The organism is Clostridium sp. NkU-1 (assembly GCA_001312405.1).
Genome location: BBDR01000003.1, coordinates 44173 through 70465 on the forward strand (window position 1 = coordinate 44173; position 26293 = coordinate 70465).

Below are 26293 nucleotides of genomic sequence, written 5' to 3' on the forward strand. Positions count from 1 at the left end.
ATCAGAGTGCCGGGATCATAATAGGAATGAATCCGCCTATCGTGTCCGATTCGGACACTGAAAGTAATCTGCCATTACCAGAGGAAATTAAACAGGAAGCAATCACCATTCTACATCAGCTTTTGACCATACCAGAGAAACTTACATACGATGATGTTGTTTCTTTACAGGGGATATTTATTGAACGTAACAGTAGGGGGTAAACATGCCGGGGGAGGCAGCAGGACGGAAGAAAAGGGGTAATGCATAAGATAGCGCAGTAATCAGCCTATCCATAAAAATTGAATTGATAATATCATAATCGTAATCACGTACAAAGGAGAAGGGGCCGTATGAAAGAGAAGATTATCAATGAGATTTTGATGCAGATGGAACCGCATATCAGCACCGAAACATTAAGAATACTGGAAACTGTAATCATTAAGGCTTTGTATTATGTGGAGGTAGTCAGAAAGGAAACCGAACTTTCCACCGAAATGGACGACAACCTGTACTTATTGCAGATGTATGAAATGAATGTCAAGAAGGACGGTTTAAGCGAAAAGACCATACGGGCCTATATGGGAGCCATGCGAAACATGCTTTGCGTGACTGACAAAAATATCAGGCATATTACCTCAGTAGATATCAAGTACTATCTGGATCTGTATACAGGGAAAGGTAACAATACCAGGACTGTAAATAATGAGCGCCGTTTCCTTTCGGCAGTATTTACTTGGTTCAGAAAGCACGGGATTATCAATGCAAACCCAGTAGAGGCAGTACCTATCAAAAAGGAACGAAAACCACCTATTGACTACCTTAAAGGCGTAGAGGTTGAAAAGTTACGGGTGGCCTGTAAGGAACCGAGAGAGCGGGCATTGATGGAATTTCTATTGAGTACAGGGGCCAGAATCGGAGAAGTACCTCAAATTAGAAAACAGGACATTGATTGGAGTACCGGGGAAATCCTGATCTATGCACATAAAACCTCTGATTATCGGACCGTATACCTTAATGATGTGGCAATGGTGCACTTAGAAAAATATCTGGATTCTAGGGAGGATAGCAGCGAGGCATTATTTGCAGGAGCACGGGCACCTTACAATGCGGTTCATGAAGATGGATTAAGGCTGATTATAAAGCAGATTGGAGAAAAGGCAGGATTAAAACGCCGAGTTTATCCTCACCTATTCCGTAAGACAATGGCAACAACGTTAAGAATGAAGGATTGTGCTATCGAAGATATTCAGCAGATCCTTGGACACAAGGACCCGTCTACAACGCTTGGATTCTATGCAGCAGCCAATCAGGTACATCTAAGGCAAGTGCATAACAGATATATGAGCGTTGGGGCTTAATATAAATTCTCATTAGGGATAGGGCGCAGCTCCCGAAGCAACCACGAAAACAAACCGGTTTGTAGTAACTCGTCAACCAATCTTTTGTAAGCGTATAAGTATAACGGAAAAAAGGAATCAATGTGTCACGACATTGCGAGGGGCATAGAAGCCCCTCTTCCACAAAAATAATCAGGCAGCAGGATTTTTGTGCAGCCTTAATCAATAAAGCAACAGTTTAATGAAGCTGCCGGGAGGCAGCAGGAAGGATAAGTGAACATGAACAAAAAAGAGATAAGCGAGATTAAAAAGTTATTTACTCCTGCAAATTGCGCAATCAGCCGGATATGTGGTTGCTACGTAGATGCGGAGAAGAACCGGAGAACAGAGTTAAAAGAGGCTTTTTTATCACTTCCAGAAGCGGAGGCTTTTAAGTATTTCAATATTTTCAAAAGTGCTATGTCCGGGACCATAGGAAAAAACTTGCTTAATATGGAATTTCCTTTGGAAGCAGAAGGAGAGGGGGGAACACAGGAACTACTTCTTGGGCTTAGAGAAGAAGGACTAAAAAATGAATATTTGGTAGAAAAATTCTATGATAAGGTGATCCAAAGTTATGATTACGGTGAGAACTATTACATAATCCTGATTCATTGTGCTTATGACATTCCTGGAAAATCAGCAGACGGACTGGAAATGTACGATGCATCAGATTTTGTTTATGAATTCATTCAGTGTATCATATGCCCGGTAAAACTGTCAAAAGCTGGACTGTATTATAACACAGAAGCCAATGCAATAGAAAACAGGAATCGTGACTGGCTTGTGGAAACACCTGACACAGGATTTATATTTCCGGCTTTTAATGATAGGAACACAGATATTCATAGCCTGTTATTCTATGCCAAAAACCCGGAGCAGATGCCGGAACGATTCATCAATGAAACACTTGGTTGCGTAAGGCCAATGTCTGCCAAGAGTCAAGCAGAAACATTCCAGGCGATTGTAGAAGAAGTAATGGGAGATAACTGTAGCTTTGAGACTGTAAAAAGTATCCATGATAATTTTCATGAATTATTGGAAGAGTCAAAAAACGAAACGGAGCAGTTTACTCTTAAGCCTGAGCAGATCAAGAAGATTCTGGAGAATAATGGGCTGATGAAGAAAAGTTGAAAGAATTTGAAAAGCGGTATGAAGGATTTGAAGCGCAACAACCGGAATTCCTTCTTACAAATATTACAAATCAAAAGAATTTTGAAATCAAAACTTTTGATGTAAGCATAAAGGTAAAACCGGATAAGACATATTTGGTAGAATCACGCATGATTGACGGCAGGCCGTGTATTGTGATCGGAGTCAATGAAAATGTAGAGGTAAACGGAATAACTGTAAAGCCGTTACAACCGGAGGGGTAAACGCGGGTTCAGAAAGGAGCCGACAATGGGAACGAAAAGAATATTCTCATGTGACAGGTGCGGAAAAGAATGGCCGGAAGAAAATAGAAATGGGTTTGTAAATTATCCTCGCCATGTAGATTATGAGGATCTAAAAAGGGTCGATCTTTGCAAAGAGTGCGAAAAGGAATTCTATAGGCTCGTAGGTAGCTTTATGAAAAAGGAAAACTAAACGCGGGTTTAATGGAGGAAGGAGATACATGGAAAAATCAAATGGATCTATTGAAATCAGTGATACAACCTTAGAACAGGTACAGGAATTTCACAACTGGCTACAAGGGAAAAGCTGTCCTACTGATATTGAGTTTGTGCATTCGCTGAATCTGACACCAGAAGAGGCGTTCAGCGTGATCTATTACCTTCAGGAAGAATTAGGGATACTGCCGGATAATTACGAAATGTGCCGGGAATGCAAAGATATTTATGACAGCGACAACGAAGGGACTTGTATCAACGAGGAAAGCACTGTGATTAAGGACGGGGAAGAAATTGACGGAAATTTCCCAGAAGAAATATATGGTTTTTACTGCGATAGTTGCCGACCGGATTAGATAGAAAAGGAGATATCAATGATCAGAGAAGTGATACTTAAAACCGCAGGAATGTTTGATAATTATGATCAAAAGTTAACGGACTATGAATTATGGAAATCCATAGCAGAGTATATGGACGGAGAAAAAGCCCTTGTTGTTGACCACTACACAAGGGACGGAACATATACATTCCTTTGTCTGCAAGATGCCAATAAAGATAAAGAGTATTCATATATGAGGGAACAGGACAGTATGATGGGCTGCTATATTGATGATCGGGAAAGATTCGAAAAAGACTGGGAAAACGAAGAATACGAACCGGATGGACTCTTTATTTTATCGGCGGAAAATGTGATTACATCAGAGCCGCAGGAAGCGCATATACACATGATCTGCCAGGGCAGCAAGAGGGAGACAAGTGGAACCCAGTGAGTTTCATGTTAGGAACATCATCGAACAAACTGCCAGGGCAGCAGGAAGGGAACGAAGAATGAATAAACCATGTGAGCATTGCGACAAGGCTGAAAAGAGCCGACCTGAGTACTTCAAGTGTGATCAGCCCTGCCAGAGAGCAAAGCAATGTTATGAGAACGACAAGAAACTGATGGATATTTTCAGGGGCTTTATGCCTTAAACCAAAGTTTAAAGGAGAATGAAAATGAATAAATTTAAAAAAATATTACCCGAATGTGTGGGTAGCAGAATGTGACGAAGAATATGAAAAGGGAGAAATCATTGAACTTGAAACCAAATATGGAAAAGAAATTGAGTGTGAGGTTTACAACTTAATTGCAAAAAAATGATGAGAAGTATTTTTATTCTATTGTGCGTATTGAAGATCAGTCATATGCACAAAGAAGAGCAGAACGATATGCGAATAGTGCAGTAAATCATAATGTTAAAAGCAATGAATATATTAAAGCTTCCAATGAAGGAAAAGAATTCTTATCTTTAGGTGAGCCTATCAAAGTAGGGCATCACAGCGAGAAGCGTCACCGTGCTCTTCTTGACCGAAACTGGAGGCGAATGGAGAAGAGCGTTGAACACTTTGAAAAGGCAGAGAGTGCACAGCATAAGGCTGAATATTGGGAAAACAAGGCGCAAGAAATAACTCTGGCTATGCCCGAAAGTATCGAATATTTTTCAGATAGGCTTGAAAAAGCAATTGCTTATCACAAAGGTTTAAAGGACGGTTCGATAGAAAGAGAACATTCTTATTCCCTCACTTATGCAAACAAAGAAGTTAAGGAACTAAAGAAAAAGATTGAAATCGCAAAAATATTATGGGGAGATCGTAAGTCGCAAAATTAGGATTTGATTGATTAAGAAAGGAGGCCGGAGCCGTCCGGACGATAAGGTACCTGGCTCCTTTCGAAAATGGGATTAGAAGTATTTGATAATTATAAGTGTGATGGTCAGATAGAAATGCGGCCGCTGGAAATAAATAAAACATATACAGGTGATTGCCTGGACGTTTTAAAAACTTTTCCGGAACAATCCGTAAATTGTTGTATTACATCACCACCTTATTTCAGGCTAAGGGATTACGGTATTGACGGGCAGATCGGAATGGAAGAGACACCAGAACAATACATAGACAGGTTGACGGAAGTATTCAGGGAAGTAAGGCGAGTTCTAAAAGATGATGGGACGCTTTGGGTTAATATTGGCGATAGTTATGTAGGGACAGGAGGGGACAGAAAGAACCCTGTTAAAAATATTATATTTAATCAGCAGCAACAAAGCAATCCTAAAAATGGACGGTATGAAAGCATATGCAAAATGAAGGATTCGGGATTGAAACAAAAAGATTTAATCGGAATACCTTGGCTGCTTGCTTTCTCATTACGGGCTGATGGCTGGTATTTAAGGCAGGATATTATATGGCATAAACCAAACCCAATGCCGGAGAGTGTTACAGACAGGTGCACTAAGTCCCACGAATATATATTTCTCCTATCAAAATCTCCTAAGTATTATTATGATGCGGAATCCATTGCGGAAGATGTAACCGAGAGCACGACAAAACGGTTATCTCAAAATATCCAGGAGCAAAAGGGCGGCGTTCTGCCAGGGAAAACAAATGGAAACATGAAAGCAAAATCGCCACGTTTCGGGGGGAAAAAATATACCGAGGATCCTGAAACATTCTTTCGGACCAAATCAGGGAATGCTTATGAATATAGACCGAAACGAAATAAGCGTGATGTATGGAGCGTGACAACGAAACCGTATAAGGGTGCTCATTTCGCAACATTCCCCCAAGATTTGATTGAACCTTGTATTTTAGCAGGCTGCCCCAAAGATGGCATTGTATTAGATCCTTTCTTTGGCTCGGGGACCACGGGAGCTGCTGCACAAAAATATAACCGAAATTACATAGGGATTGAGATTAATCCTAAATATTGCAACTTAGCAGATTCCAGAAATGCAAGTGTGCAAATCAGTATGGATATTGTTTAGGTAAACGAATATTTTCAGGAGTAAGGTTGCTGATGGCAGCAGGACCAGAAAGGAATACATGAGCAGAAAAACATCAAAAGAAAATAGAGAGGAAAAGGCAAGAAGGGAAAAGGCAAGAAGGGAAAAGGCTTTACAGGCTGAAATTGCAATGGCAATCAAGGCTCCACCGCCTAAGACGGGAAGTGCAGCAGATCCACCATATTTATTTACTTGCATTTGTCCTGATCCTGATAGAAGGGAAGCGAAATATGCACCAATATTTAGGATACATAAAACTATGAGAAAGTGAGGCTTGGTAATATGAATGCTGCGGAAATGAGAAACGAGAATGAATATTACAGAACGAAAGCGGCTGAACTTGAAAAGGACGAGAATATAGGAAAAAGGCATATGGATATTATCGACAATGAAAAACAACGGTATAGCGATATAGTAGCATTAAGCCATGATGATAAGGTAAGGGCAACGGCACAAAACAAATGGAAAGCCTTAGATGATTTACAGAAACAGTTTGAACAGATGCAAATATAGCCTGCCAAAAGGCAGGCACGGCAGCAGGATAAGGAGGTATTATGGTAGAATCACCTGTAAGAAAACGGGATATTAAATTAAGTGATTATAATATCTCGCGTGCAAAGTATAATGAATTAAAATATTTCTGTATGCAATATGGTGAGAAAAGGCAAGAACTACATAAAAATTATGGATTAGGTTCCGTTTCAAGTGATGGGTTACCAAAAGGAAACTTACCGGGGAACCCTACGGAAAAGACGGCAATCAGAAATTCAATCCTGAAAAAAGATATCGATTTAATAGAGCAAACGGCAATGGAAGCAGATTCAGAAATTTATCTATGGCTTATAAAAAATGTGACAGAGGGAATACCATATGAATTTATGCCGGTTCCATTGTCACGAACAAAATTTTATGATTCAAGGAGATATTTCTTTTATCTTTTAGCACAAAGAAGATAAAATTTGAAAAAGTGGGGAACTAGAAGGGGGCACTTCCGTGATATTATGATATCATGCAAAAGGTAAAAAGTACCGTTTGCACGCTTACTTCCTCCCCTTGTAAGTGGATATTTCATACTTCATGCCCTCCGGGAAAAACACCTGTCGTAATTTGAACGATGGGTGTTTTCTTTTAAGCGAAGATGGTATATACTGGTAGCATAAGGAGGGATTTGCTATGAATGATGAAAAGAAGAAAAAGGTTTATTTATTATTTATATTTGTATTCGCAGCAATCATAATTGTAAGTGTAGTAATTATATTTCATGCATTAAAACCTAAAGTGGACTACGAAGCAATGGTTACAGAGATGTGCGAATACGTTTACAAATACGACAATGTTACAGATATAAAGGCCGTAAGTGAGCGCCAATACAAAATCACAGTAAAAGGCGATCCATGGTATAATGCATCTGAAAGAGATAAAATGGTTTTTTGCAAGGACATAAATACGGCTTTGACGGGAATAAGCTGGAAATACAAAGCAATTAAGGATATAGAAAGAGTAAGCGTATATTATTACGACGAAGACGGAATAAACGTTGCAGAGCCTGGAAATAGCACATCGTTTGAAAGCGTAATATTACATTAACCATTAAGCACTGAGGCAATAGTCTTGGTGCTTTTTATATTGCATAAGCGCAGGAGGGAGTGAGACATGGCTAAAGAATTCGCCAGAGCATTCTATGACGGTATGCCGTGGCGTAGATGCCGCAAGGCGTACATAGCGAAGCGCATTGCCATTGATGGTGGACTGTGTGAGAAATGCCGTGAGAGATTAGGATACATGGTACATCATACTGTAATGCTTACACCAGATAACATAAACGATCCAGATGTATCACTTAATCATGATAAGCTGGAGTATGTATGTAAGCAATGCCATGACAGGGAAGAAGGGCACTTCATACAGCGGAAGGATAGTCAAAGCCGTTGCACGTTTGATGCAGAAGGGAACCCTATACCGATAGTGAAGGAAAAGGAGGACGAATCCGTTTGATAAAGTAATAAAATTGCAGAAAAATAAAAATAAAACCAGACGATTCCGTTATGAAAAGAAACCATAGGCCCCCCCTTAAAACAAAATGGGGGTTGTTTTGATTTCACCGAGTCCCCAACCTCAAATTTTACGCATGAGATTTTACAGTACCCCCTCCCCAATGAAAGGAGATGATGAAAGATGGATAAAGCTGAGAGGATTAAGAAAGAGGAAAACAAACTTAAGAGGATTTTCAAAAATCTGGACGAAAATAAAAAAAGAACAGTTGAAGGTCTGATAAGGCGCGCTGCTTTTATGCGTGCCAGCCTTGAAGAGTTCGAAGAAGACCTTGACGCGAATGGATTCGTTGAAAGATTCTCCCAGGGGGATAAACAGGAACCATATGATCGCAAGCGCCCGGTGGCTGACCTGTATAACACAATGAATACCTCATACCAAAAAATCATAAAGCAGCTTACCGATCTTCTGCCAGAGGGGAAAGAAGATGTTGACGAGCTACTTGAATTCGTGGGCGGTGGTAAACATTGACGGAATTTGAATCATATTTTACTCAAATTGCAGACGGGAAAATAACTGCTTGCGATAAAATGAAAAGAATATCGGATCGATTACTTGAACAGTATTTAAATCCGGGAGAGTTCCATTTTGATTATGATATTGCAAGTCGACACACCACATTCATTGAAAAGTTCTGCAAGTTACCGACCGGAAAACTTGGAACGCCTTTGAAACTTGAATTATTTCAGAAAGCCAGATTACAAGCCATATTCGGTTTTGTTGATGATAACGATATCAGGCAATACAACGAGGTTTTAATCATTGAAGGACGTAAGAATGGGAAAACCACCGAAACCGCAGCCATTGAGTTAGACATGCTGGTAAATGACCAAGAAGGATCACCACAGATTTACAATGTGGCAACAATGCTGGATCAGGCGAAGCTTGGTTTTACCGCAGCCGACAAAATGAGGATGCAATCCCCACTTTTGAGAAAGCATATCAGGAAAAGGGCGGCCGATCTCTATTGCAAGATTAATATGGGCTTTATAAAGGCACTTGCAAGTAACGCAAATAGCCTTGACGGCTTGGACACTCATTGCGGAGTTATCGATGAATTGGCAGCAATCAAAAACAGAGATATTTATGATCTGGTAAAACAATCCATGGGAGCGAGGGCACAACCGCTCCTTTTTTTGCATTACAACAAATGGATTTGTACGGGAAGGAATATTTGACAGCCAATACAAATATGCAGGCGATATCATTGACGGGAAAGCGGACAACAAAAGATTTCTTCCATTTATCTACGAATTGGACCATATCAACGAGTGGGATAAAGAAGAGTGCTGGATAAAAGCAAATCCAGGACTTGGCACGATAAAAAGCTATGACTACCTGCGGCAGATGGTACAAAAAGCAAAAGACGACAATTCTTTTAAACCAACTGTCCTTGTAAAAGACTTTAATATAAAGCAAACCTCAGAAGCGGCGTGGCTACGATATGAGGACTTTGAAAACGAGGAAACATTTAATTATAAATTCCGGTATGCAATCGGAGGAATGGATGCTGCTGATTCTGTGGATCTAAGTGCTGCAAAGGCGATTTGCATGAAACCAAATGATGATAAAATATATGTTAAACAAATGTATTGGATTCCACAATCTGTTTTAGATAAACAAGAACTTTTAGGTGATAGAAAGGGTAGAGATAACATTCCTTATCAGTTATGGAAAGATGAGGGGATACTAAGATCTGTAGAAGGTAACAAGGTAAATAAAAGGGTAATGTTAGACTGGTTTTGTGAATTAAGAGATCAAGAAGATTTATACATACTTTATATTGGCTACGATCCGTGGCATATAGATGATTCTCTATTGACAGAATTCAAGTCTGAATTTGGGGAAAAGTCAATGATTCCAGTAAGGCAAGGTGTGATAACTTTAAGCCAACCAATGAAAGAACTTAAAGCAGATCTTCAAGGAAAGAAAATCATTTATAACAATAATAAAATTGATAAGTGGTGTTTTTATAATACATACATAAAAACCGATATTAACGGAAACATACAGCCAATAAAAGGAACTGATACAAGACAGAGAATTGATGGTACTCTTGCCCTAATTGATGCGTACAAGATACTGCAAGACAAGATGCTTGAATACCAAAGTATCATATAGGAAGGAGGTAAAACTTGGGAATTGGTGCAAAAATAAAAATGGTACTTAACAACGTTGCCATGCAATCTGCTTTTAAAATGATTACAGAGCAAGGAAATGGATTTTTCGCATGGAATGGTAAACTATTTCAGTCCGACATGGTTAGAGCGTGTGTAAGACCATATTCCAAGGCAATAGGAAAGTTAAAAGCTAAGCATATACGCAACTTTAACGGATCAATAAATGTTAATCCTGATGTATATATGCGTTTTTTGTTAGAAGAACCGAATCCTTTAATGTCCGGGCAGATAATGCAGGAGAAAGTTGCAACGCAGTTAGCATTAAATAATAATGCTTTTATCCTAATTGTAAGAGATGAAAATGGAATACCGCAGCAGCTTTACCCGATACCAGCAGCGGGGGTAGAGGCTAAATACGAAGGAGGGGACCTTAATTTAAAATTCTATTTTATCAATGGCAATACATTGACATTCCCTTATACTGAAGTAATACACCTGCGTAAGGATTTCAACGACAACGATGTTTTTGGGGAGTCTCCGGAAGCTCCGCTTAAGCAAATCATGGATATTATTACAACTACTGACCAAGGTATAATAAATGCAATAAAAAACAGCAGTGTAATAAGATGGTTGCTAAAATATACCACGCCAATGCGACCGGAAGATTTAAAGAAGAATGTGCAGGAGTTTGTTGATAATTACTTGAATATATCTAGCACTACGTTTGGGGCTGCTGGAGTAGACGCAAAAGCAGATGTTATAAGAATTGAACCAAAAGACTACGTCCCAAATGCTCTGCAAATGAGCAACACAAAAGAACGCCTATATGCCTTCTTTAACACAAATGACAAAATTGTACATTCGAATTATACCGAAGATGAATGGAATAGTTATTTTGAAATTGTAGTAGAGCCTGATGCACTGCAATTATCAGCAGAATATACCAGGAAGCTGTTTAATCGCCGTGAGCGTGGATTTGGTAACAGTATATACTTTGATGCTTCTAATCTGCAATGTGCCAGCCTTTCTACTAAGCTTGCTCTACAAGCCATGGTGGACCGTGGAGCACTTACTCCAAACGAATGGCGTGAAACATTCAATCTCAGCCCGGTTGCTGACGGTGATAAGCCGTTGCGTAGACTGGACACACAAACAATAGATAAGGTCACAAACCTTTTATCTAATATGCAACTCGATAACATAGCAGAGACAAAGGCAGCAATTTATGCTTTGTTGAAAGGTGGTGAGAAGAGTGCCGAAAAAGATTGATGTGAAAGGCGAGATCGTGGGAAATAGTAACGCCAGGATTTATGAGTGGCTTGGAATTGAACACACATCGCCACAAGCCATAGTAAAACAAATCGCAGAAGCCAACGGAGAAGAAATTGAGGTTGAAATCAACAGCCCTGGAGGTGAGATTTTTGCTGGATCAGAAATTTATACGGCTTTGCGGTCTTACAATGGAAATAAAAAGATCCGTATTGTGGGGCTTGCTGGGTCGGCAGCATCGGTCATAGCGCAGGCGGGAGAATCAGAGATAAGCCCAACAGCCATGTTTATGATACATAAGGTATCAAGCCGCGCCAGTGGAAATCATAGAGCCATGGAGCATCAAGGAGAGGTGCTTAGGGCTGCAGATGAATCTATTGTAAATGCTTACGTAGATAAAACTGGTATGTCAAAAGAGGAATTGCTTGAAATGATGGATAAGGAAACATGGTTATCTGCGCAGCAGGCGGTTGACTATGGATTTGTGGATAAGGTAATGTTCCAAGACAGCCGTATACCGCTTACAAACTCTATCGGTGGAATTCCGCCAGAAACAATTGAAAAAATAAGGAATCTCATTAAAGGTCCGGGCAATAATGCCACGGATTTTTTTTAATGCAGAAAATTTAGAAAAGCAAAAAGCAGAGGCCAGATTACGCCTGCTTAATTTGAAAGGAGATTTTTAATGAAAAGAGAAGAGTATGTTGCAAAAAGAGAAGCAATGAAAAACGAAGCGCAGGAGCTTATTAATGCCGGAAAGGTAGATGAAGCCAATGCCAAAATTGATGCGGTTGGAAAACTCGATGAACAGTTTTCAAACGAAGCAAAAGCGGAAGCTAACCTTAAAGCTCTGGGAGAAATTCCCCAGATCATAAATCTTTCGGGCGCTGGAACAATTCCATCTGTTACTCCTGCTGCTGAATCAGATCAGGAAGATATTTATGATTCGGTGGAATACAGAAGAGCATTCATGAATTATGTGGTCAGCGGAAAGGCTATCCCGGATAAATTTAGGAATGCGTCTACCACAACCAAGACAACGGACGTAGGAGCGGTAATTTCGCCTATTGTTATCAACCGGATCGTCGAAAAGATGGAGTCAATCGGAATGATCCTTCCGCTTGTTACAAAAACTACTTTCGCAGCCGGGGCAACGGTCCCGACTTCCACGGTTAAACCTGTAGCCACATGGGTTGCTGAGGGGGGGACCTCTGATAAGCAGAAAAAGACAACCGGGCAGATTGACATTAAAGGCTATAAGCTGAGATGTGCAATTTCAATGACACTTGAAACCTCTGTAATGTCTCTGCAGGTGTTTGAAACAACGTTTGTAAACAATGTATCAGAGGCAATGGTAAAGGCCCAAGAAATTGCTTTTATCTCTGGTACTGGAACCGGTCAGCCGAAAGGTGTATTAACTGAAACTGTTGAAACTAGTCAGAACATCGAAGTTGCAGCGGCAAACGATCCTACATATCAGACGCTTGTTGACGCAGAAGCCGCGCTTCCACTGGCATATGAAAACGGTGCCGTTTGGAACATGACTAAGAAAACATTCATGAAGTTTATTGGAATGGTTGATAGCAATAAGCAGCCGATTGCCAGGGTAAACTATGGAATTAACGGGCAGCCGGAAAGATCATTGCTTGGTAGGCGCGTGGTTTTGAATGATTATATGACAAGCCTTGGTACTACAATCACATCTGATACAGTGGTGGCATTCCTGTTTGACTGGTCCGATTATATGTTCAATACAAACTATAACATGACCATTAAGTCATACGAGGACAATGATACTGAGGATCAGGTGACTAAGGCTGTTATGATCTGTGATGGAAAGACGATTGACAAGAATTCTCTGGTCACCGTAACTAAGAAATCAGCATAATAAAGGGGTGGTTATATGCTGACCATAACTGTATCAAAAGAAGAAATGCGCAGTATGGTTAGAATCAGCCACACGAAACTGGATGACGAATTAGAAATGCTGAAAGAGGCATATCTTACGGATTTGAGTATGGGGGGAGTTAACACCATACCAACCGGGGATATGCTTGCTTTGGCTGCTCTAAGACTATATCTAAGGTGGCAGATGAACTATAACGGCGAAGCTGACAGGTACAGGCAATCCTATGAAGCGACCAAGATAGCTATGTCGCTTGCCAGCGAGTACAAAGGAGAGGAGGTAACACCATGAGGAATGAAGTATGTATACTGGTCGCTCTCACAGCGATTGGAAGCGAAGTTGATCCGACTGAAATAGAAGTATTCTGTAATAAGGCATCTTGTACTAGAAGCGAATTTTATCAGGCTTATGCCGTTGGGTTATCTCCTAAACTCTCTTTAGAGATTGATCCTGAGGATTTTGAAAATGCGTCAATTCTTAAAGATGAAGAACTGGTTAGTCCGCAGCAGGTGGTATACAAAGGAGCCAGATACAACATTTTGAGAACATTCCAAAAAGATGAATCAACATTATCTTTGACTGTGGGGTGAGTATATGAGGGTTGCAATTGATTACAAGGAAGAAATCTCTTATATTGACCAGATGCTTAAAGACCTTCCAAAGGAAATGCAAGCAGAAGAACGAAAGGTCTTGAGTAAAGCCGGGGCTGCGATAAAAAAAGAACGTTGTCAGGTATCTACATAGCAGTGATATTGAATCACTACTTGATATTGAACCAAAAAAATTATGACGGCACCCGTCCATATGTCCATATGAAAGATGATGTAAGATTCACTGTCAAGAAAAATAAGCAAGGTGCCCTTTATGTCAGCGTCAAGGGCGGAAAGTATACCGGTTATAAGTGGCATCTGGCTAATGATGGTCATATAGCCAGAGATGGGAAAACCTTTGTTCCTGGCTTAAAATTCATGGAACGCGCCTTACAGGCATCAGAGGGAGATATCGAAGCAGCGATCAATGATATGATGAAAAAGGTGATGCAGTAATGGATATAGAAAATATTATTAAAACCGTATTAAATATCCCCGTAATAGAATTATCTCAACCGATTTTACCACCTTGTGCTACATGGTATAAATTATTCGAAGAACCGGAGTTATCTGGAGACGGTGAGGTGACGGAAGAATCAGAAACTTACGAGATTAATATATGGGGCAAGGCCAGGGAGGACGTAATAAATAAAACTGGACTCTTAAAAAAAGTCTCTGATTGGTATAAAGTATAACACTTTCCCAAACGTGACTTATTCCTATGATACTAACGGAAAGTCATGGCGTGGAATGATTAATTTTAAGCATATGAAGGAGGATACAGATGTCGTCTAAAAAGTCGAATAGAATAAATGTAGCTAGACTTGTCTACTGCTTAGTGCTTACAGACGCAGCAGAAGGGACTACATACGGACCAGTGAAACCATTTGGAAAGGCCATGCAGATACAACTCACCCCGCAGGTTGCAACAGGTACGCTTTATGGTGACGGAAACAAAGAGGAAGATGTGGGATTACTTAAAGGAATTGCGGTTGCGGTAGACACAAACAAAGTCTTTGCAGAGACCAGAGCCGAAATCATGGGAAATACGATAATTGATGGGGTGGTCATTGAAAAATCAGGAGATCAGCCGCCGGACATTGCCATGGGATATGAAGTTGATCAGCTTGGCGGAACAAAAGAACAGGTTTGGTTACTCAAAGGCAAGGCACAGCCAGGGAACCAGACTATTCAGCAGTCTACAGATAACGTAAACTTCTCCACTGATTCAACCACAATTAATTTTATCCCACGTGAATCAGACAGTCAAATAAGATTTTTTGGTGATACAGCAAATACGGATTACACAGCAGCCCAGGCGGCTGCCTTTTTTTGAGTCCGGTCCGGTCACTTATCCTAAAAAGCCAGAGACACCTTAGGAGGTAAACCATGGCAAGAAAAATAACGGCACTGCCGGCGGAAGAAATATGTATAGAGTTTAATGATAAAGAGTTGATTGCCACATTCAACATGAAAGCTGTCGGGTATATGCAGCAGGAATTATTGAAAAGAAAAAGTAAGAAAAACTCTATTCTTGAATTCGGTTCGGTTGTTCTATATGGTGGAATTAAAGCCAATGATCCGAACTTTACCATAGAAGAGGCCCGAGCATTGGCCCTGACAATGAACCCATCAAGCCTAAATGAAATCATAGAAGCTTATACCGAATCTGCCGGAGCAACTGCGGAAAGCGAATTACTTGACGAAGCGAAAAAAAAATCCTGGCACAGATGTTAATGAATCTTGCGAAATAAACAGCGAATCGTTGATTATAGATTTTGATTTGCTGTTTTATAGGTATTGCTTCCAGCTACACCGATCTGAAGATGAATTTTTATCCAGTTCCCTTGAAAAAGTAGTAAAAATGATTGACATAGCGAATGATGAAGCATTGTTGAAATCAAGTATCATGAACAACGAACCATACACACCTCGTTATTTCACCACGGGAAATAACGACAGAAGCAGAGAGGTAACTACGATTACAAGCATGAAGGAGGTCGAAGGTTTCTTATGAATAGCCAGTACAAAAAAACAATTGTAATCGGCATGGATTATTCTGAGTTTTCGGGTGGGATTACAGAAATCAACAGGAAAATGGGCCTCCTTGATGCTGAATTTAAGAGGGCTACTGCCGAAGCTGATTTATACGGTGATTCAACTGATAAACTTGGTATCCAGCAAGATATACTAAGACAAAAGATAGAACTGCAAAAGAAAAAAGGTCGAGGAAACCGCAAAATCTTATGATAAGATTGTAACTGCTCATGGTTATGAATCAAAAGCAGCCGATCAAGCAGATAAGGCACTGCTGAACGAAAGAACAACCTTATTAAAGCTTGAAGGTGCATTGAAAGATACAGAAGATCAAATTGAAGATACTTCTGATGAAAACCGGTCTTTTGGTGATGCATTACGTGAAGTTTCCGACTTTATTGGGTTAAGTGCAAGCCCAGCTGTTGAAAAATTCGCAGAAAAATTCGACGATGTAGATGCTAATGTAGGGAAAGCTATTCTTACTATAGGTACAATGGTTACGGCGCTTGGTTCACTTACGCTAGGCACCGCAGACCACGCTAAAGAGATAAGTATTGTATCGCAGAGAATGGGAATGACAACAGACCAATACCAAGAATGGGATTATATTATGAAATTGGTAGGAAGTGATGCTGAAAGCATGACTGGAGACATTGCGGCCCTTGCAGAAAAGGCTCTTGATGCAACTGACAAGACCAGTGACACAGCAAAAACCTTTCGACTTCTAGGCGTAAATGTGCGTGATTCTCATGGAGCACTAAAATCACAGAATGAATTATTTAATGATGTGATTAGAGGTTTGCAGAATATGGAAGATGTGACTAAGAGAAACGCCATAGCCAGTGACCTATTATCAACAACTGGAGAAAATTTAGGCCCTATATTGAATATGACTTCCAGAGAAATAGCGAACTTAAAGAGGGAAGCCCATTTAATGGGATATGTGATAAGCGAAGAATCAATTGAAAAATTCGTACAATTAAAAGAGGCTATGAATGATACCAAGACGATTGGAGAAGGATTAGCTAACAGCTTTGCAGCTGCGTTACTTCCTGTTCTCACAACATTATTTTCTGCCATATCTGCTATACCGACTCCGGTTTTAACAATGATTATAACGCTTACCGGTATGATTGCAGCAATGGTCAGTATTGGAAAAGCTGTTGAAAGTACCATTGGAACATTTGGAAAATTTGGTAAGTTTCTCACAGGATTTGACTTTAAAGCAAATCAAACGGCCATGGTGATCTTTGGAGTTGTGGCAGCTTGGCAGCTCTGGCAGCAGTAATTGCGGTAATTATTGGAAAAGGAAGCGAACTTGATAGAACAATGACAGTTGTTGGCAATAGCGTATCAAACATACAAAGTTCTGCCTTGACAGGGCGTACACAGCATTATGCTGCTGGTACTGATTATGCAGAGGGCGGTGAGGCTTGGATAGGAGAACACGGGCCTGAAAGGGTAATCATTCCAAGAGGTTCGAGAGTGCTTACAGCCGAGGAAACACGCAGATCATCAGGTGGAGATACATATATTCTGTATGCCACAATACCTGCAAGGGATATCAAAGAATTGAACGATGTTGTTAATTTCATGCAGCAAGGAAAACAGGCCGCAAGAGCAGGAAGGAGCAAAATGTAATGGCAACACAGATAGTGCAGTGCAAGGCTGATACTTACACATATTTTTCCTCGCCTAATGATAATTTTAGTACATTAGATCATATGCTTGTTAATCGCCCGGTTACGTCAAACGCGATGCTTGCATTTATACAATTTGATATTCCGAAAATGGAAAACAAACAGATTACCAAGGCGGAATTAAAGATATTTTGTATACAAAAAGGCAAGCGATGTATAATTGATGCAGCCCAATATGATATACCAGTAAGCGTAAATACGTTGACAGGCAAAATTGTAGGGAATCAATATATAGATAGTGATATGGCGCATTCGCCGACACAATTAACATCATCTATCACTGTAGCCGGTGCAAATGTATGGGTGTCATGGGATATAACAAGCATAATATCAAATACGCTTGGGAAAAATGATGTTGTTTTTGGACTCCAAGACTTAGAAACGAATATAGCAATTACGGAGTGGTGGAAATTTGCCTCCAGAGAGTCAGGAACATACCATATGTTGAGATTACTTATAACGATGCAGTTCCTGATCTTCCGACTATTCTGTATCCGAATGGTGACGTGATTGAGAAGGGTAATGCTCTGACATTTCAATGGAAGCATAATTCCATGTATGATACTGGCCAGACAAAATATGATTTTGGTTGGAAGCAACAGGGGAACGCTTCTTGGACAGAGGCTTTAGGTATTGTTACTACACAGCAAAGCCGCACGCTTGATACCAACTCCATGCCTACCGGAATTATTGAGTGGAGAGTAAGAACTTACAATGCCAACAATGCTGTATCTGAGTATGCTTATGGTGCTTTTGAACTTACTGGCCGCCCTACTGCTCCTATTATTGACACTATGAAAATGATGCAATTACAGAAATTGCATGGCGGAGTAATGAGGCTGAAACGGCAATATTCAGAATATGGATATACCAAGGCGCAATGCTGGTACATGACAGCGGTGAAAGGCCAGGTGGATTAACAAGTTCATACGTGCCTAATATGATGTTTCCTAACGGTCAATACACTGTTAAAATGCGTATTGGTAGCGTATACGGAGTATGGTCAGATGAAAGCGCAAAGGTATTTACCATATCCGCTGCTATTCCTTCCGCACCCGATATAACGCTGTCTGCCGCGCGCGGTGGAATATTAGTTACTACTTCGTCTACTGCTGCCGATAAGATTGTTTACCGCTCAGAAGACGGGACAACGTTTGTACCCATAGGCCGTTTTAGCGGCTTAACATATATTGACTATGCTGTGAAGTCAGGGAAAATGTATGAATACTTTATAAGGTCGCACAACGGCAGTTATGCTGATAGCGTAAAACGGCCCATGAAAATCAAGTATAAAGGGGCGCTATTATCGGAAATAAAGACTCCAGGCGATTACATTGAAATTTACAAATCAGATAGTGATTGGTTTAACAGCATTAAAACAAAACATTCCAATGAAGCCGAGTTGATCAAGTATGAAGGACGTATATATCCGGTAAAAGAATCTGGAATACATAAAGACTTAGAAATCGGAACTTCATTTTATCTTAGTAATTCCAACGCTGAAAAAATAGAAACATTATATGGGATTAACGGGATTTATTTGTTCAGAAATTCAGAGGTATGTTTTTGTTGTGAAATTAGCAGTTTCAATTATGAAAATACCCTGTTTAATATCGGAAAAAACGTAGAAATATCACTAAGCCGTATTGATTACAGTTTGGAGGTGAGGTTTGATGTATAGCCTCGCGCAGGCGGCATACTCTCATGAAGATGTGTTGAAAATGCTTGAATCTGACCGGACTATCAATTTCAGGTACGAATTGCTTGATAAAAATGAAGTCAAATTAAAAGACCTGGAGAATGTAAGCGGAAACCTAAGATTTGACAGTTCTCAGGAAATCATGTGTACAGCCTCGTTGACAATAAGAGAAATAGGGGACGTAGACCTTAAAACTGTTGATTTGAGGATACGTCCTTTTTTTCAGGCTTAAGACCCCTTCTGGTTGGCTTGAATATCCTATTGGCACTTACATCATGAGCAGCCCGGAGAGATCGAAACAAGGCAGTGGAGTAATGCAACAGGTCGATTGTTATGATTACTCTACCATTCTAAAAGAGGATAAGGTAACAACAAGATTGTTCATAGCGGAAGGTACAAACTACGTTACACAAATACGAAGCATTATAGTGGCAGCAGGAATAAAAAAGACGAACATAGAAACATCACCACTTACTGTAAGTAAGGGCCTTGAATTTGAGATAGGCACCAGCAAACTAGATATAATCAATGATCTTCTTACCGCAATCAATTACGAGCCACTACATTTTGACAATAGAGGATATGCCGTAAGCCGTAGGTACATTGAGCCTCTTAACCGCCGCACAGAGCAATCGTATGCAACTAATGACAGGAGCATTATAAAAAGTGGTGCTAAGCAAAGCGTTGACATATATAATGTACCTAATATATTTGTGAGGTATACCGATGATCCTGACGGGGCAGAACTCAGGAGCGAGTATATAAACGATAGCCCGGGGAGTGTAATATCGACTGTGAACCGTGGCCGTAATGTGGTTGATATTGAAAGCGTAGATGATGTAGCTGATCAATCAACTCTTAACGATCTGGTCCGCCGTGTTGCAATCGAAAAAAAGTCAGACTTACGATGCTGTTATATTGCCTACGGCTCTAATGCCGCATCACTCATACCGTGATTGCATTTATGTAGGCGAAAACAGCCTTGCAGTAGGAAACAAATATATAGAGTATGCATGGGAAATGGACTTAAACGTAGGCGGTACTATGACACACACTTTAAAGAGGGTGATAAAACTATGATGTGGGATAATCCGGGGCAGCAGATTGATGAATTACAAAAGCTGTTTGAAGGAGAAAAGGCTTATCGTATGGCCGTAGTTGAAAATGTTACAGGTGGTAGGCCATACATCAGGTTTTTTGGCGAGAATATGGCAAGCCAGAAACCTTACAAATACCTGCAATCTTATACTCCAGTGGTAGGTGACAAAGTACTTGTTGCACGTGTGGCTAAAACTTATGTAATACTTGGAAAGGTGGTTTAAGATGAATTATGATGTAGTACTCAATGCAAACGACAACGCCATACTGGAGACACAATATGCCTTTACCCAAGGTGATTATGGACAAATACAGTTTAGTATCCGCGTAAAAGCTGATGGGCAGTATATAGCTAATGCAAGTCGGGCTTATATACTGTTTACCCTGTCAAATGGAATGATTGTGACGGGGGCGGATATGCCAAAGAACGTGGCGACATATACGTATGTCTTCCAGGGAAATGAGCTGCAATCCCCCGGGAAAGTGGTGGCAGATGTAAAACTGGTATATGCAAATGGACAAATATCCTCTAATAAATTTACCTTCCTATGTCGTTTTGATCCTCTGGCAGACAAATCAGTTCCGGCGGCTCCATATATTACCGTGTTGCAGCGCATTGTCGATGAAGGGCAGGAGAAAATTGACTATCTGCAAACACTTATTGACTCTATCCAGGGGAGTATTGGAGAAACAGCGATTACAAGAAACGATTTACAAAGCACACGCGATCCTGTAACAGCAGGATTAAAGGCTTTAGATGCTCATTTGGCACAATATATGATGCTAAAAAGTGACCTTGTTAATAATGGGTTAACAACAGTGGAAGGATTTGCCCTTGACGCTCGATACGGAAAAAATTTACAGGACCAGATTACTACGGTAAATAGCAATTTAAATAATAAATTCCTGTTGAACGCAGATTCTAAATACTTAGCAATTAAACAATTTTCTGCATCTGATTCAGGTGGCACTAACTGGATTAATATAAGCTTATCACAGTTGGGTATCACAGGTAAAAAGATGCCAGAATATTGCGCGCCGATGGCTTGCATATCATGGAATACTGGAAATGGCTTTCAAGTAACCTATTGTCATCGTTATGATGACACTACATTACAGGTTGGGTTTAATATTTCATTAGCATCAGCTTTTCGCGTTACACTTATATTTGGACTCATTGATGCCTAAATGATCATTTTGCAATCGCTATCCAATCGACTGTAATAGGGTAATTGGGGACCTTAATTCCTGCCGCCGTACTTTCAACAACGATTATGCCAAATCCGGTTGTAGATGGGTTACTTATTTTAGCGGATATTATTACATCTGGAGCTGAACCTCGAACAGTTAGACTTACTTTAGGTGCCACAGAAAATGTTTTACCGTATGTAACTAAAACACCCCCATCTCCGGCAGGAATTGTGGCTGTTCCTGCTATTAAATTGCTATTTACATTATTAAATAAACTTGTAAACCAGTCCCTTATGGGGCTATTTTTATTGCCTGGAAACAGGCAGAAAGGAATTATATATGAACAAAGAAAAAAAATGATTCTTAATGATGGAACTGCAATTAGTTTGGAAACAGGCGCAAGCTTACTGAGCTTACTGCGATTTTCAAAGACTGGACGGCTGCAGCTTCCATTATGCCAAAGCTGACGGAAGAAAACCTTGCAAGCGTCAAGGTACAGACCGGAGAGGGCACGACCGTAGGAAATTATACTGATCTTGTTCTGCAGCCGGGGTCATGGGAAGAAAAAGCAGATGGTTTATACATCACTATCTCATTGCGTGAAAAAACAGACATTGAAAAACGTCTGGATAAAGTGGAATCAGGACAGGAAGTACAGGCAGGAGCTATAGGAGAACTGGCCGGAATGATGGGAGGTACACAATAATGGTGGCTTTTTATTTAATGAGAATTACAGATGGAAAAATGACGGTGGAAGAAGTACCGCCAAAATGGCATGACGAAGTGGAAGAAAAATTAAAGGAAGAGTGAGGCAAATGAGAATGAAATTTATTGACAAATACAATGCTCTGGTCGGAGCTGCGGTAACAGTACTGACGGCATTATTCGGTACATATTGGTATGTGTTTGCAGGATATTTATTCTGCAATATAGTGGATTATGTAACAGGTTACGCAAAGGCCAGAAAGAACCATACAGAATCAAGTAGTATTGGTATTATCGGAATCGCCAAAAAAATAGGATATTGGATCATTGTTTCGGTATCTTTTTTTAATTCCGAGTTTGTTTGTAAATTTGGGGAAAGATATGTTCGGAATAAACCTATCTTTCCTGGAATTGCTTGGCTGGTTTACGCTTGCGACACTCTTAATAAATGAGATCAGGAGCATATTGGAAAATCTTGTGGAATACGGATGCGATGTACCAGAGTTTTTGATCAAAGGGCTTGCAGTTACCGAAAAACTGATATCAGCCGGAGCAGATAAAACCGAATAAATATAGTGTAGGGCCTGGGATTATCCTGGGCCATTTCTTTGTAAAAGGAGAAGATGTTATGAATATTAGCAAACAGTTTATAAATATAAGCAATTATAACAGGCCAGGAACGAAAAGAAAAAAAACACTACTGCGATAGCCTGCCACTACATAGGAAATCCAGGAACCAGTGCGCAGAACAACAGAGATTATTTTGAAAATTTAAGAACTGTAGGACCACAAAAAGAAGCCAGAGGAGAAAAGGTAACAAAAGCAAGTTGCCATTATATAATCGGCTTAGATGGAGAAATTATTCAGCTAATACCGGAAGATGAAATCTCTTGGTGTACCAATAGTGCAAACAGCTATACTATGTCAATTGAAGCCTGTCACCCAAAGGCGGACGGGGTATTTAATCAAAAGACGTATAATGCGTATGTAGAGTTGTGCGCAGACCTCTGTACTAGATGGGGGCTTGATCCCCTTCATGGGGGCATGATCCGGCATTATGATGTGACAAGAAAGGTATGCCCTAAATGGTTTGTAGATGCACCGCAGGAATGGCAGAAATTTAAAGAAGCTGTTGCCGCAAAAATGACACCAAGATATGATTTGGAGTGGAATCATGACGCTAATGGCTGGTGGTACGCAGATACAAATACTTCCTATTATAAGGCGTGTTGGCAGCTAATACACCATCATTGGTATTATTTCAATCCAGATGGATATGCGGTAACAGGCTGGCAAGTTATTAACGGCAAAGACTATTATTTTGAACCGAGAGCAGGACACCCGTTAGAATGCGCATTATATAAGACCGATGATAGTGGGGTGCAGGCACCAGGAGAATTTTAAGCGTTTGTTCATATTATATAAAAAAATCATATTTAGGCAGGCTTCCGGATTATCGGGCCTGTCTATTTTTTATTGTAAAAAAAATAAGAAAATAGGAATGTTTGGCTAGATAATTATGGGAAGCCTAACCGTGTAAGCGTTGTATTGACATTCATTTCTATGGTGATTTGAATAAAAACACTTGAAAATCTCATAAAAGTGTGGTAAAGGACGAAAACATGTATTATACTGTACTTGAGAGGTAGTAAGAGGTAGCAAGACGGAGGGAGTAGTATGAGATCACCTATGGATAAAAAAACCTTTATGAGTTTTTATAAAAATACGATTTTAGGTTATTCTAATAATTTACAGAGATATATATGCAGTTTATTGGAAGAACAGAATCTTATAACATTTGAGGAACAAAGGAGATTATTTGACTCTGATGAAATAACATATTTTGAATCAAAGAGAGATACTCAGGGGATTATATCAAGGACTTCTTCTGATGAAAAATTTATCGGTTTTTATGAGAAGTGGGAGTTTATTAAATTATATAAATATTCAGTACCTTTATTTTATGAAATTAAAGATAAAACAACGCTTATTGAAAGATTACAGCAAAAAAAATTAATTATCTTTAATGATGAATGTTATGCACCGGAGTATATAATAGATACAGAGTTAAACAGTTCTGTACCTATATATATGATTGAAGAAAATAAAGTATTTATAAAGTTCGTGTTACAAAAATCATTTTTAATTCCTGAGCCATTTGAGAGAATTGATTATCGTTATCCAGTAATAGTATACTTTGATATAAAGAATAGCTGTTTGGAGATTCGCTATGATTCAACAAAGTATAACGCATCTTTTAATAGTGAACTATATGAAAGCATCGTTAATGACTGTATTGATTGGTTAAAAAAAGAATTAGAATTAGATTTATTTATCAGTGAACACAGTAATGCAATTGATGTTATAAATGATAAGAAAAATGAATCGGTAAAAATGTATAAACAAATGATGGAAATGAGTTCAGGTGGTTCGGCTGAGTTGACGTCATCGGAAAACACAGATTATGTGTTGCCGTTTATAGGAGAAATTAGAGAATTAATAGATGAAAATAAAGAGTTATTTAATGAAGCGGAAGAAGTAAAACAATTATTGTTACAATATCTTGAAGATAAGGAAGCTACAGCAAGATATCCATATATATATATTAAATGGATCAAACCTGTAGAATCTCAAAGCTATATAGTAAAAGTAACTTTTGATTATTTAAATCATAAGTATACATTGTTGCAACATATAACGGGAAGTTGTAAAGATTTAGGAATGGAGCGAATGAATGATGCTATCGAATATCTTTGTAAAAGTAGCTCCTTTGTTAGAGGAGAAGAAATATAATACTGATCTAATCATAGGGTTTTTGGGAAAATATAAATCAACACAATATATATACCCAAGTGCAATGCATAGAGAGTTGAAGATAGATATAAAAGCGGTATATGAAATTTTGGAACTGTGTGTTGAAATTGGATTAGTAGAACAATGGTTAGAAATTTATTGTCCAAAATGCAAACGTTTTACTGGGCAGTGCTTCAAGACGGTGGAGGAGATTCCAGAAGAGTTATACTGTTTGAATTGTGATGAGGAAATTTTACATCCATTGAAACATGCACTGGTAATTTATAAGGTGCTGTAGATGAAAGAGAAAAATGATAACGAAATCTTAAGTAAGGCTGAAAAGTTTTTTTGAAGAAAATGATTTGAACTTATTTAAACTTATTGAAATAACTGGTAGGAGTAATTCAAGACTTTTACAATTAGATAATAAAAATTACACTGCATTAAATGAAGTATATTATAAAATAAAAAAATGAAAAAGGGAATAAATCAGTAAAAGGAAAATGGTTGGAGGATTTGACCAATATAGTATTCCATAAAGGAAATTCAAAATTATTAGAATGTCGTAGAAATTGCAGAACTAGTACAAATGAAATTGATTTGCAACTCAACTGGACGCAAGAAGCTAGGTTAGCAGGAGTTAATAATGCTTTTCCTTGCTTTGGTGAGTCTTTTTTTATGCGAATGTAAAAATTATGCTGGAAAAGTAAATGTAACGTATGTTGGAAAATTTTATTCGCTTCTGAAAACATCAAATTGTAAAATGGGAATTTTGGTTGCTTGGGAAGGAGTAACCCGTAGGGGTACTTGGTCTGATTCTTTGGGATTGATTAAGAAAATTGCATTAAAAGATGATACATATATTATAGTAATAGATAAAAATGATTTTGACCGAATTATTGCTAAAGAAACTCATATATTTGAAATTATCTATTCGAAATATATTGCAATGAAAAATGAAATAGATTATTCCAATTATATCTCTAAGCATGAAAATGAAGATAAATTTATAATTTAATCAAAGGTGAGAACTTTAAAGATTAAGGGCGGTTTCCGTAAGGAGGTCGCCCTTTTTCTATTACTATATATGGGAGGAAAAAAATGGACAACAATTAGCCCTATTCTGCTGTATAATAAATGTTATTATGATCATATGTAGGAGGACATTAGATTACATCGTAAATAGCAATTTTAGATAGTGAATTTAATTCCAATAATATTATTGAAAGTGTTACACTATCCCGTCTGCGATATATGCCGAAGGTTAAGGTGCTATACAGATTCCAGGTTTACCGCTATCATTTCTGGTTATAAGATTGCGGAGATCCGTATTCCTTTTACTTTAC

The 26293-nt window shown here is 39.1% G+C and carries 43 protein-coding genes and 1 pseudogene; all 44 read left to right on the plus strand.

The genetic code is table 11. The features are described 5' to 3' along the window. The first annotated feature begins 332 nt into the window (after positions 1–332). The 44 genes and pseudogenes from JCM10519_RS05585 (at position 333) to JCM10519_RS05790 (ending at position 25965) form a co-directional block, all read left to right on the plus strand. Positions 333–1340 (plus strand): tyrosine-type recombinase/integrase, encoded by a 1008-nt coding sequence (locus tag JCM10519_RS05585; protein WP_054738218.1) that lies wholly within the window; start codon positions 333–335, stop codon positions 1338–1340. 258 nt (positions 1341–1598) lie between these two features. After that, positions 1599–2734 (plus strand): annotated as a pseudogene (locus JCM10519_RS05590) (DUF4317 domain-containing protein). A gap of 25 nt (positions 2735–2759) precedes the next feature. Further along, on the plus strand, positions 2760–2945 hold the full coding sequence (locus JCM10519_RS05595; RefSeq protein ID WP_054738219.1) for a hypothetical protein: 186 nt from the start codon (positions 2760–2762) through the stop codon (positions 2943–2945). A 28-nt stretch (positions 2946–2973) separates the two neighbouring features. Further along, positions 2974–3324, plus strand: a complete 351-nt coding sequence (locus tag JCM10519_RS05600) for a hypothetical protein (protein ID WP_054738220.1) — start codon at positions 2974–2976, stop codon at positions 3322–3324. Positions 3325–3342: 18 nt separating this feature from the next. Continuing rightward, complete coding sequence (locus JCM10519_RS05605; protein ID WP_347843253.1) at positions 3343–3738, plus strand: hypothetical protein; 396 nt, start codon at positions 3343–3345, stop codon at positions 3736–3738. Then, complete coding sequence (locus JCM10519_RS05610) at positions 3725–3940, plus strand: hypothetical protein (RefSeq protein ID WP_054738221.1); 216 nt, start codon at positions 3725–3727, stop codon at positions 3938–3940. The genes JCM10519_RS05605 and JCM10519_RS05610 overlap by 14 nt, the downstream gene beginning before the upstream one ends. Positions 3941–4095: 155 nt before the next feature. Continuing rightward, complete coding sequence (locus tag JCM10519_RS05615; protein WP_347843254.1) at positions 4096–4617, plus strand: DUF3560 domain-containing protein; 522 nt, start codon at positions 4096–4098, stop codon at positions 4615–4617. A gap of 66 nt (positions 4618–4683) precedes the next feature. Then, positions 4684–5769, plus strand: coding sequence for a site-specific DNA-methyltransferase (locus JCM10519_RS05620; protein WP_347843255.1), 1086 nt, complete (start codon positions 4684–4686; stop codon positions 5767–5769). 58 nt (positions 5770–5827) lie between these two features. Continuing rightward, positions 5828–6058, plus strand: coding sequence for a hypothetical protein (locus JCM10519_RS05625; RefSeq protein ID WP_054738222.1), 231 nt, complete (start codon positions 5828–5830; stop codon positions 6056–6058). Positions 6059–6069: 11 nt separating this feature from the next. Next, positions 6070–6300 carry a hypothetical protein gene (locus JCM10519_RS05630; RefSeq protein ID WP_054738223.1) on the plus strand — a complete coding sequence of 77 codons (231 nt, stop codon included), beginning with the start codon at positions 6070–6072 and terminating at the stop codon, positions 6298–6300. 41 nt (positions 6301–6341) lie between these two features. Next, a complete protein-coding gene (locus tag JCM10519_RS05635; RefSeq protein ID WP_054738224.1) occupies positions 6342–6743 on the plus strand; it encodes a hypothetical protein in 402 nt (133 codons plus the stop codon). A gap of 217 nt (positions 6744–6960) precedes the next feature. Continuing rightward, complete coding sequence (locus JCM10519_RS05640; protein ID WP_054738225.1) at positions 6961–7374, plus strand: hypothetical protein; 414 nt, start codon at positions 6961–6963, stop codon at positions 7372–7374. A gap of 66 nt (positions 7375–7440) precedes the next feature. Next, a complete protein-coding gene (locus JCM10519_RS05645) occupies positions 7441–7782 on the plus strand; it encodes a hypothetical protein (protein ID WP_054738226.1) in 342 nt (113 codons plus the stop codon). 180 nt (positions 7783–7962) lie between these two features. After that, on the plus strand, positions 7963–8310 hold the full coding sequence (locus JCM10519_RS05650) for a hypothetical protein (RefSeq protein ID WP_054738227.1): 348 nt from the start codon (positions 7963–7965) through the stop codon (positions 8308–8310). Further along, positions 8307–9017 carry a terminase large subunit gene (locus JCM10519_RS26785; RefSeq protein ID WP_347843256.1) on the plus strand — a complete coding sequence of 237 codons (711 nt, stop codon included), beginning with the start codon at positions 8307–8309 and terminating at the stop codon, positions 9015–9017. The genes JCM10519_RS05650 and JCM10519_RS26785 overlap by 4 nt, the downstream gene beginning before the upstream one ends. A 76-nt stretch (positions 9018–9093) precedes the next feature. Next, positions 9094–9960: a terminase TerL endonuclease subunit gene (locus JCM10519_RS26790; protein ID WP_347843257.1), complete on the plus strand. Its 867-nt coding sequence runs from the start codon at positions 9094–9096 to the stop codon at positions 9958–9960. 14 nt (positions 9961–9974) lie between these two features. Then, the gene (locus tag JCM10519_RS05660; protein WP_347843258.1) at positions 9975–11228 is read left to right on the plus strand and encodes a phage portal protein; all 1254 of its coding nucleotides are present in this window, start codon (positions 9975–9977) and stop codon (positions 11226–11228) included. Continuing rightward, positions 11212–11844: a head maturation protease, ClpP-related gene (locus JCM10519_RS05665; protein WP_054738228.1), complete on the plus strand. Its 633-nt coding sequence runs from the start codon at positions 11212–11214 to the stop codon at positions 11842–11844. The genes JCM10519_RS05660 and JCM10519_RS05665 overlap by 17 nt, the downstream gene beginning before the upstream one ends. Before the next feature lie 69 nt (positions 11845–11913). Then, positions 11914–13116 (plus strand): phage major capsid protein, encoded by a 1203-nt coding sequence (locus tag JCM10519_RS05670; protein WP_054738229.1) that lies wholly within the window; start codon positions 11914–11916, stop codon positions 13114–13116. Between the two features lie 15 nt (positions 13117–13131). After that, positions 13132–13425 carry a hypothetical protein gene (locus JCM10519_RS05675; RefSeq protein ID WP_054738230.1) on the plus strand — a complete coding sequence of 98 codons (294 nt, stop codon included), beginning with the start codon at positions 13132–13134 and terminating at the stop codon, positions 13423–13425. Further along, complete coding sequence (locus JCM10519_RS05680) at positions 13422–13724, plus strand: hypothetical protein (protein WP_054738231.1); 303 nt, start codon at positions 13422–13424, stop codon at positions 13722–13724. The genes JCM10519_RS05675 and JCM10519_RS05680 overlap by 4 nt, the downstream gene beginning before the upstream one ends. Before the next feature lie 4 nt (positions 13725–13728). Next, on the plus strand, positions 13729–13878 hold the full coding sequence (locus JCM10519_RS26795) for a hypothetical protein (protein WP_347843259.1): 150 nt from the start codon (positions 13729–13731) through the stop codon (positions 13876–13878). Between the two features lie 8 nt (positions 13879–13886). Beyond that, positions 13887–14180 carry a hypothetical protein gene (locus tag JCM10519_RS05685; RefSeq protein WP_347843260.1) on the plus strand — a complete coding sequence of 98 codons (294 nt, stop codon included), beginning with the start codon at positions 13887–13889 and terminating at the stop codon, positions 14178–14180. Further along, positions 14180–14419 (plus strand): hypothetical protein, encoded by a 240-nt coding sequence (locus tag JCM10519_RS05690; protein WP_054738233.1) that lies wholly within the window; start codon positions 14180–14182, stop codon positions 14417–14419. The genes JCM10519_RS05685 and JCM10519_RS05690 overlap by 1 nt, the downstream gene beginning before the upstream one ends. 89 nt (positions 14420–14508) lie before the next feature. Then, entirely contained in the window at positions 14509–15060 is a 552-nt protein-coding gene (locus JCM10519_RS05695) for a major tail protein (RefSeq protein WP_054738234.1), read from the plus strand. A gap of 53 nt (positions 15061–15113) precedes the next feature. After that, positions 15114–15461, plus strand: coding sequence for a hypothetical protein (locus tag JCM10519_RS05700; protein WP_054738235.1), 348 nt, complete (start codon positions 15114–15116; stop codon positions 15459–15461). 127 nt (positions 15462–15588) lie between these two features. Beyond that, positions 15589–15741, plus strand: coding sequence for a hypothetical protein (locus tag JCM10519_RS26800; RefSeq protein WP_347843261.1), 153 nt, complete (start codon positions 15589–15591; stop codon positions 15739–15741). After that, positions 15738–15974, plus strand: coding sequence for a hypothetical protein (locus JCM10519_RS05710; protein ID WP_054738237.1), 237 nt, complete (start codon positions 15738–15740; stop codon positions 15972–15974). The genes JCM10519_RS26800 and JCM10519_RS05710 overlap by 4 nt, the downstream gene beginning before the upstream one ends. Before the next feature lie 100 nt (positions 15975–16074). After that, complete coding sequence (locus JCM10519_RS05715; protein WP_054738238.1) at positions 16075–17049, plus strand: hypothetical protein; 975 nt, start codon at positions 16075–16077, stop codon at positions 17047–17049. Next, a complete protein-coding gene (locus tag JCM10519_RS05720) occupies positions 17028–17402 on the plus strand; it encodes a hypothetical protein (RefSeq protein ID WP_054738239.1) in 375 nt (124 codons plus the stop codon). Before JCM10519_RS05715 ends, JCM10519_RS05720 begins: the two co-directional genes overlap by 22 nt. Beyond that, positions 17402–17971 carry a DNRLRE domain-containing protein gene (locus tag JCM10519_RS05725; protein WP_054738240.1) on the plus strand — a complete coding sequence of 190 codons (570 nt, stop codon included), beginning with the start codon at positions 17402–17404 and terminating at the stop codon, positions 17969–17971. The genes JCM10519_RS05720 and JCM10519_RS05725 overlap by 1 nt, the downstream gene beginning before the upstream one ends. Before the next feature lie 44 nt (positions 17972–18015). Beyond that, positions 18016–18381, plus strand: a complete 366-nt coding sequence (locus JCM10519_RS05730) for a hypothetical protein (protein ID WP_054738241.1) — start codon at positions 18016–18018, stop codon at positions 18379–18381. Beyond that, positions 18342–19142, plus strand: a complete 801-nt coding sequence (locus JCM10519_RS05735) for a hypothetical protein (RefSeq protein ID WP_347843262.1) — start codon at positions 18342–18344, stop codon at positions 19140–19142. The genes JCM10519_RS05730 and JCM10519_RS05735 overlap by 40 nt, the downstream gene beginning before the upstream one ends. Beyond that, a complete protein-coding gene (locus JCM10519_RS05740; RefSeq protein ID WP_054738243.1) occupies positions 19135–19392 on the plus strand; it encodes a hypothetical protein in 258 nt (85 codons plus the stop codon). Before JCM10519_RS05735 ends, JCM10519_RS05740 begins: the two co-directional genes overlap by 8 nt. A gap of 43 nt (positions 19393–19435) precedes the next feature. Continuing rightward, a complete protein-coding gene (locus JCM10519_RS05745; protein ID WP_347843263.1) occupies positions 19436–20116 on the plus strand; it encodes a hypothetical protein in 681 nt (226 codons plus the stop codon). 120 nt (positions 20117–20236) lie between these two features. After that, a complete protein-coding gene (locus tag JCM10519_RS05750; protein ID WP_347843264.1) occupies positions 20237–20482 on the plus strand; it encodes a hypothetical protein in 246 nt (81 codons plus the stop codon). Position 20483: 1 nt separating this feature from the next. After that, the gene (locus JCM10519_RS05755) at positions 20484–21446 is read left to right on the plus strand and encodes a BppU family phage baseplate upper protein (protein ID WP_054738246.1); all 963 of its coding nucleotides are present in this window, start codon (positions 20484–20486) and stop codon (positions 21444–21446) included. Between the two features lie 44 nt (positions 21447–21490). Continuing rightward, on the plus strand, positions 21491–21916 hold the full coding sequence (locus JCM10519_RS26805; RefSeq protein WP_347843265.1) for a hypothetical protein: 426 nt from the start codon (positions 21491–21493) through the stop codon (positions 21914–21916). Continuing rightward, on the plus strand, positions 21904–22155 hold the full coding sequence (locus JCM10519_RS05765) for a hypothetical protein (RefSeq protein ID WP_054738248.1): 252 nt from the start codon (positions 21904–21906) through the stop codon (positions 22153–22155). The genes JCM10519_RS26805 and JCM10519_RS05765 overlap by 13 nt, the downstream gene beginning before the upstream one ends. A 115-nt stretch (positions 22156–22270) precedes the next feature. Continuing rightward, positions 22271–22606 carry a phage holin family protein gene (locus JCM10519_RS05770; RefSeq protein WP_347843266.1) on the plus strand — a complete coding sequence of 112 codons (336 nt, stop codon included), beginning with the start codon at positions 22271–22273 and terminating at the stop codon, positions 22604–22606. Positions 22607–22859: 253 nt separating this feature from the next. Next, positions 22860–23558 carry an N-acetylmuramoyl-L-alanine amidase gene (locus tag JCM10519_RS05775; protein WP_347843471.1) on the plus strand — a complete coding sequence of 233 codons (699 nt, stop codon included), beginning with the start codon at positions 22860–22862 and terminating at the stop codon, positions 23556–23558. Positions 23559–23831: 273 nt separating this feature from the next. Then, positions 23832–24947 carry a hypothetical protein gene (locus JCM10519_RS05780; RefSeq protein ID WP_347843267.1) on the plus strand — a complete coding sequence of 372 codons (1116 nt, stop codon included), beginning with the start codon at positions 23832–23834 and terminating at the stop codon, positions 24945–24947. Next, a complete protein-coding gene (locus JCM10519_RS05785) occupies positions 24925–25245 on the plus strand; it encodes a hypothetical protein (protein WP_347843268.1) in 321 nt (106 codons plus the stop codon). Before JCM10519_RS05780 ends, JCM10519_RS05785 begins: the two co-directional genes overlap by 23 nt. Before the next feature lie 348 nt (positions 25246–25593). Beyond that, a complete protein-coding gene (locus tag JCM10519_RS05790; protein ID WP_054738251.1) occupies positions 25594–25965 on the plus strand; it encodes a restriction endonuclease in 372 nt (123 codons plus the stop codon). Positions 25966–26293 lie beyond the last annotated feature (328 nt).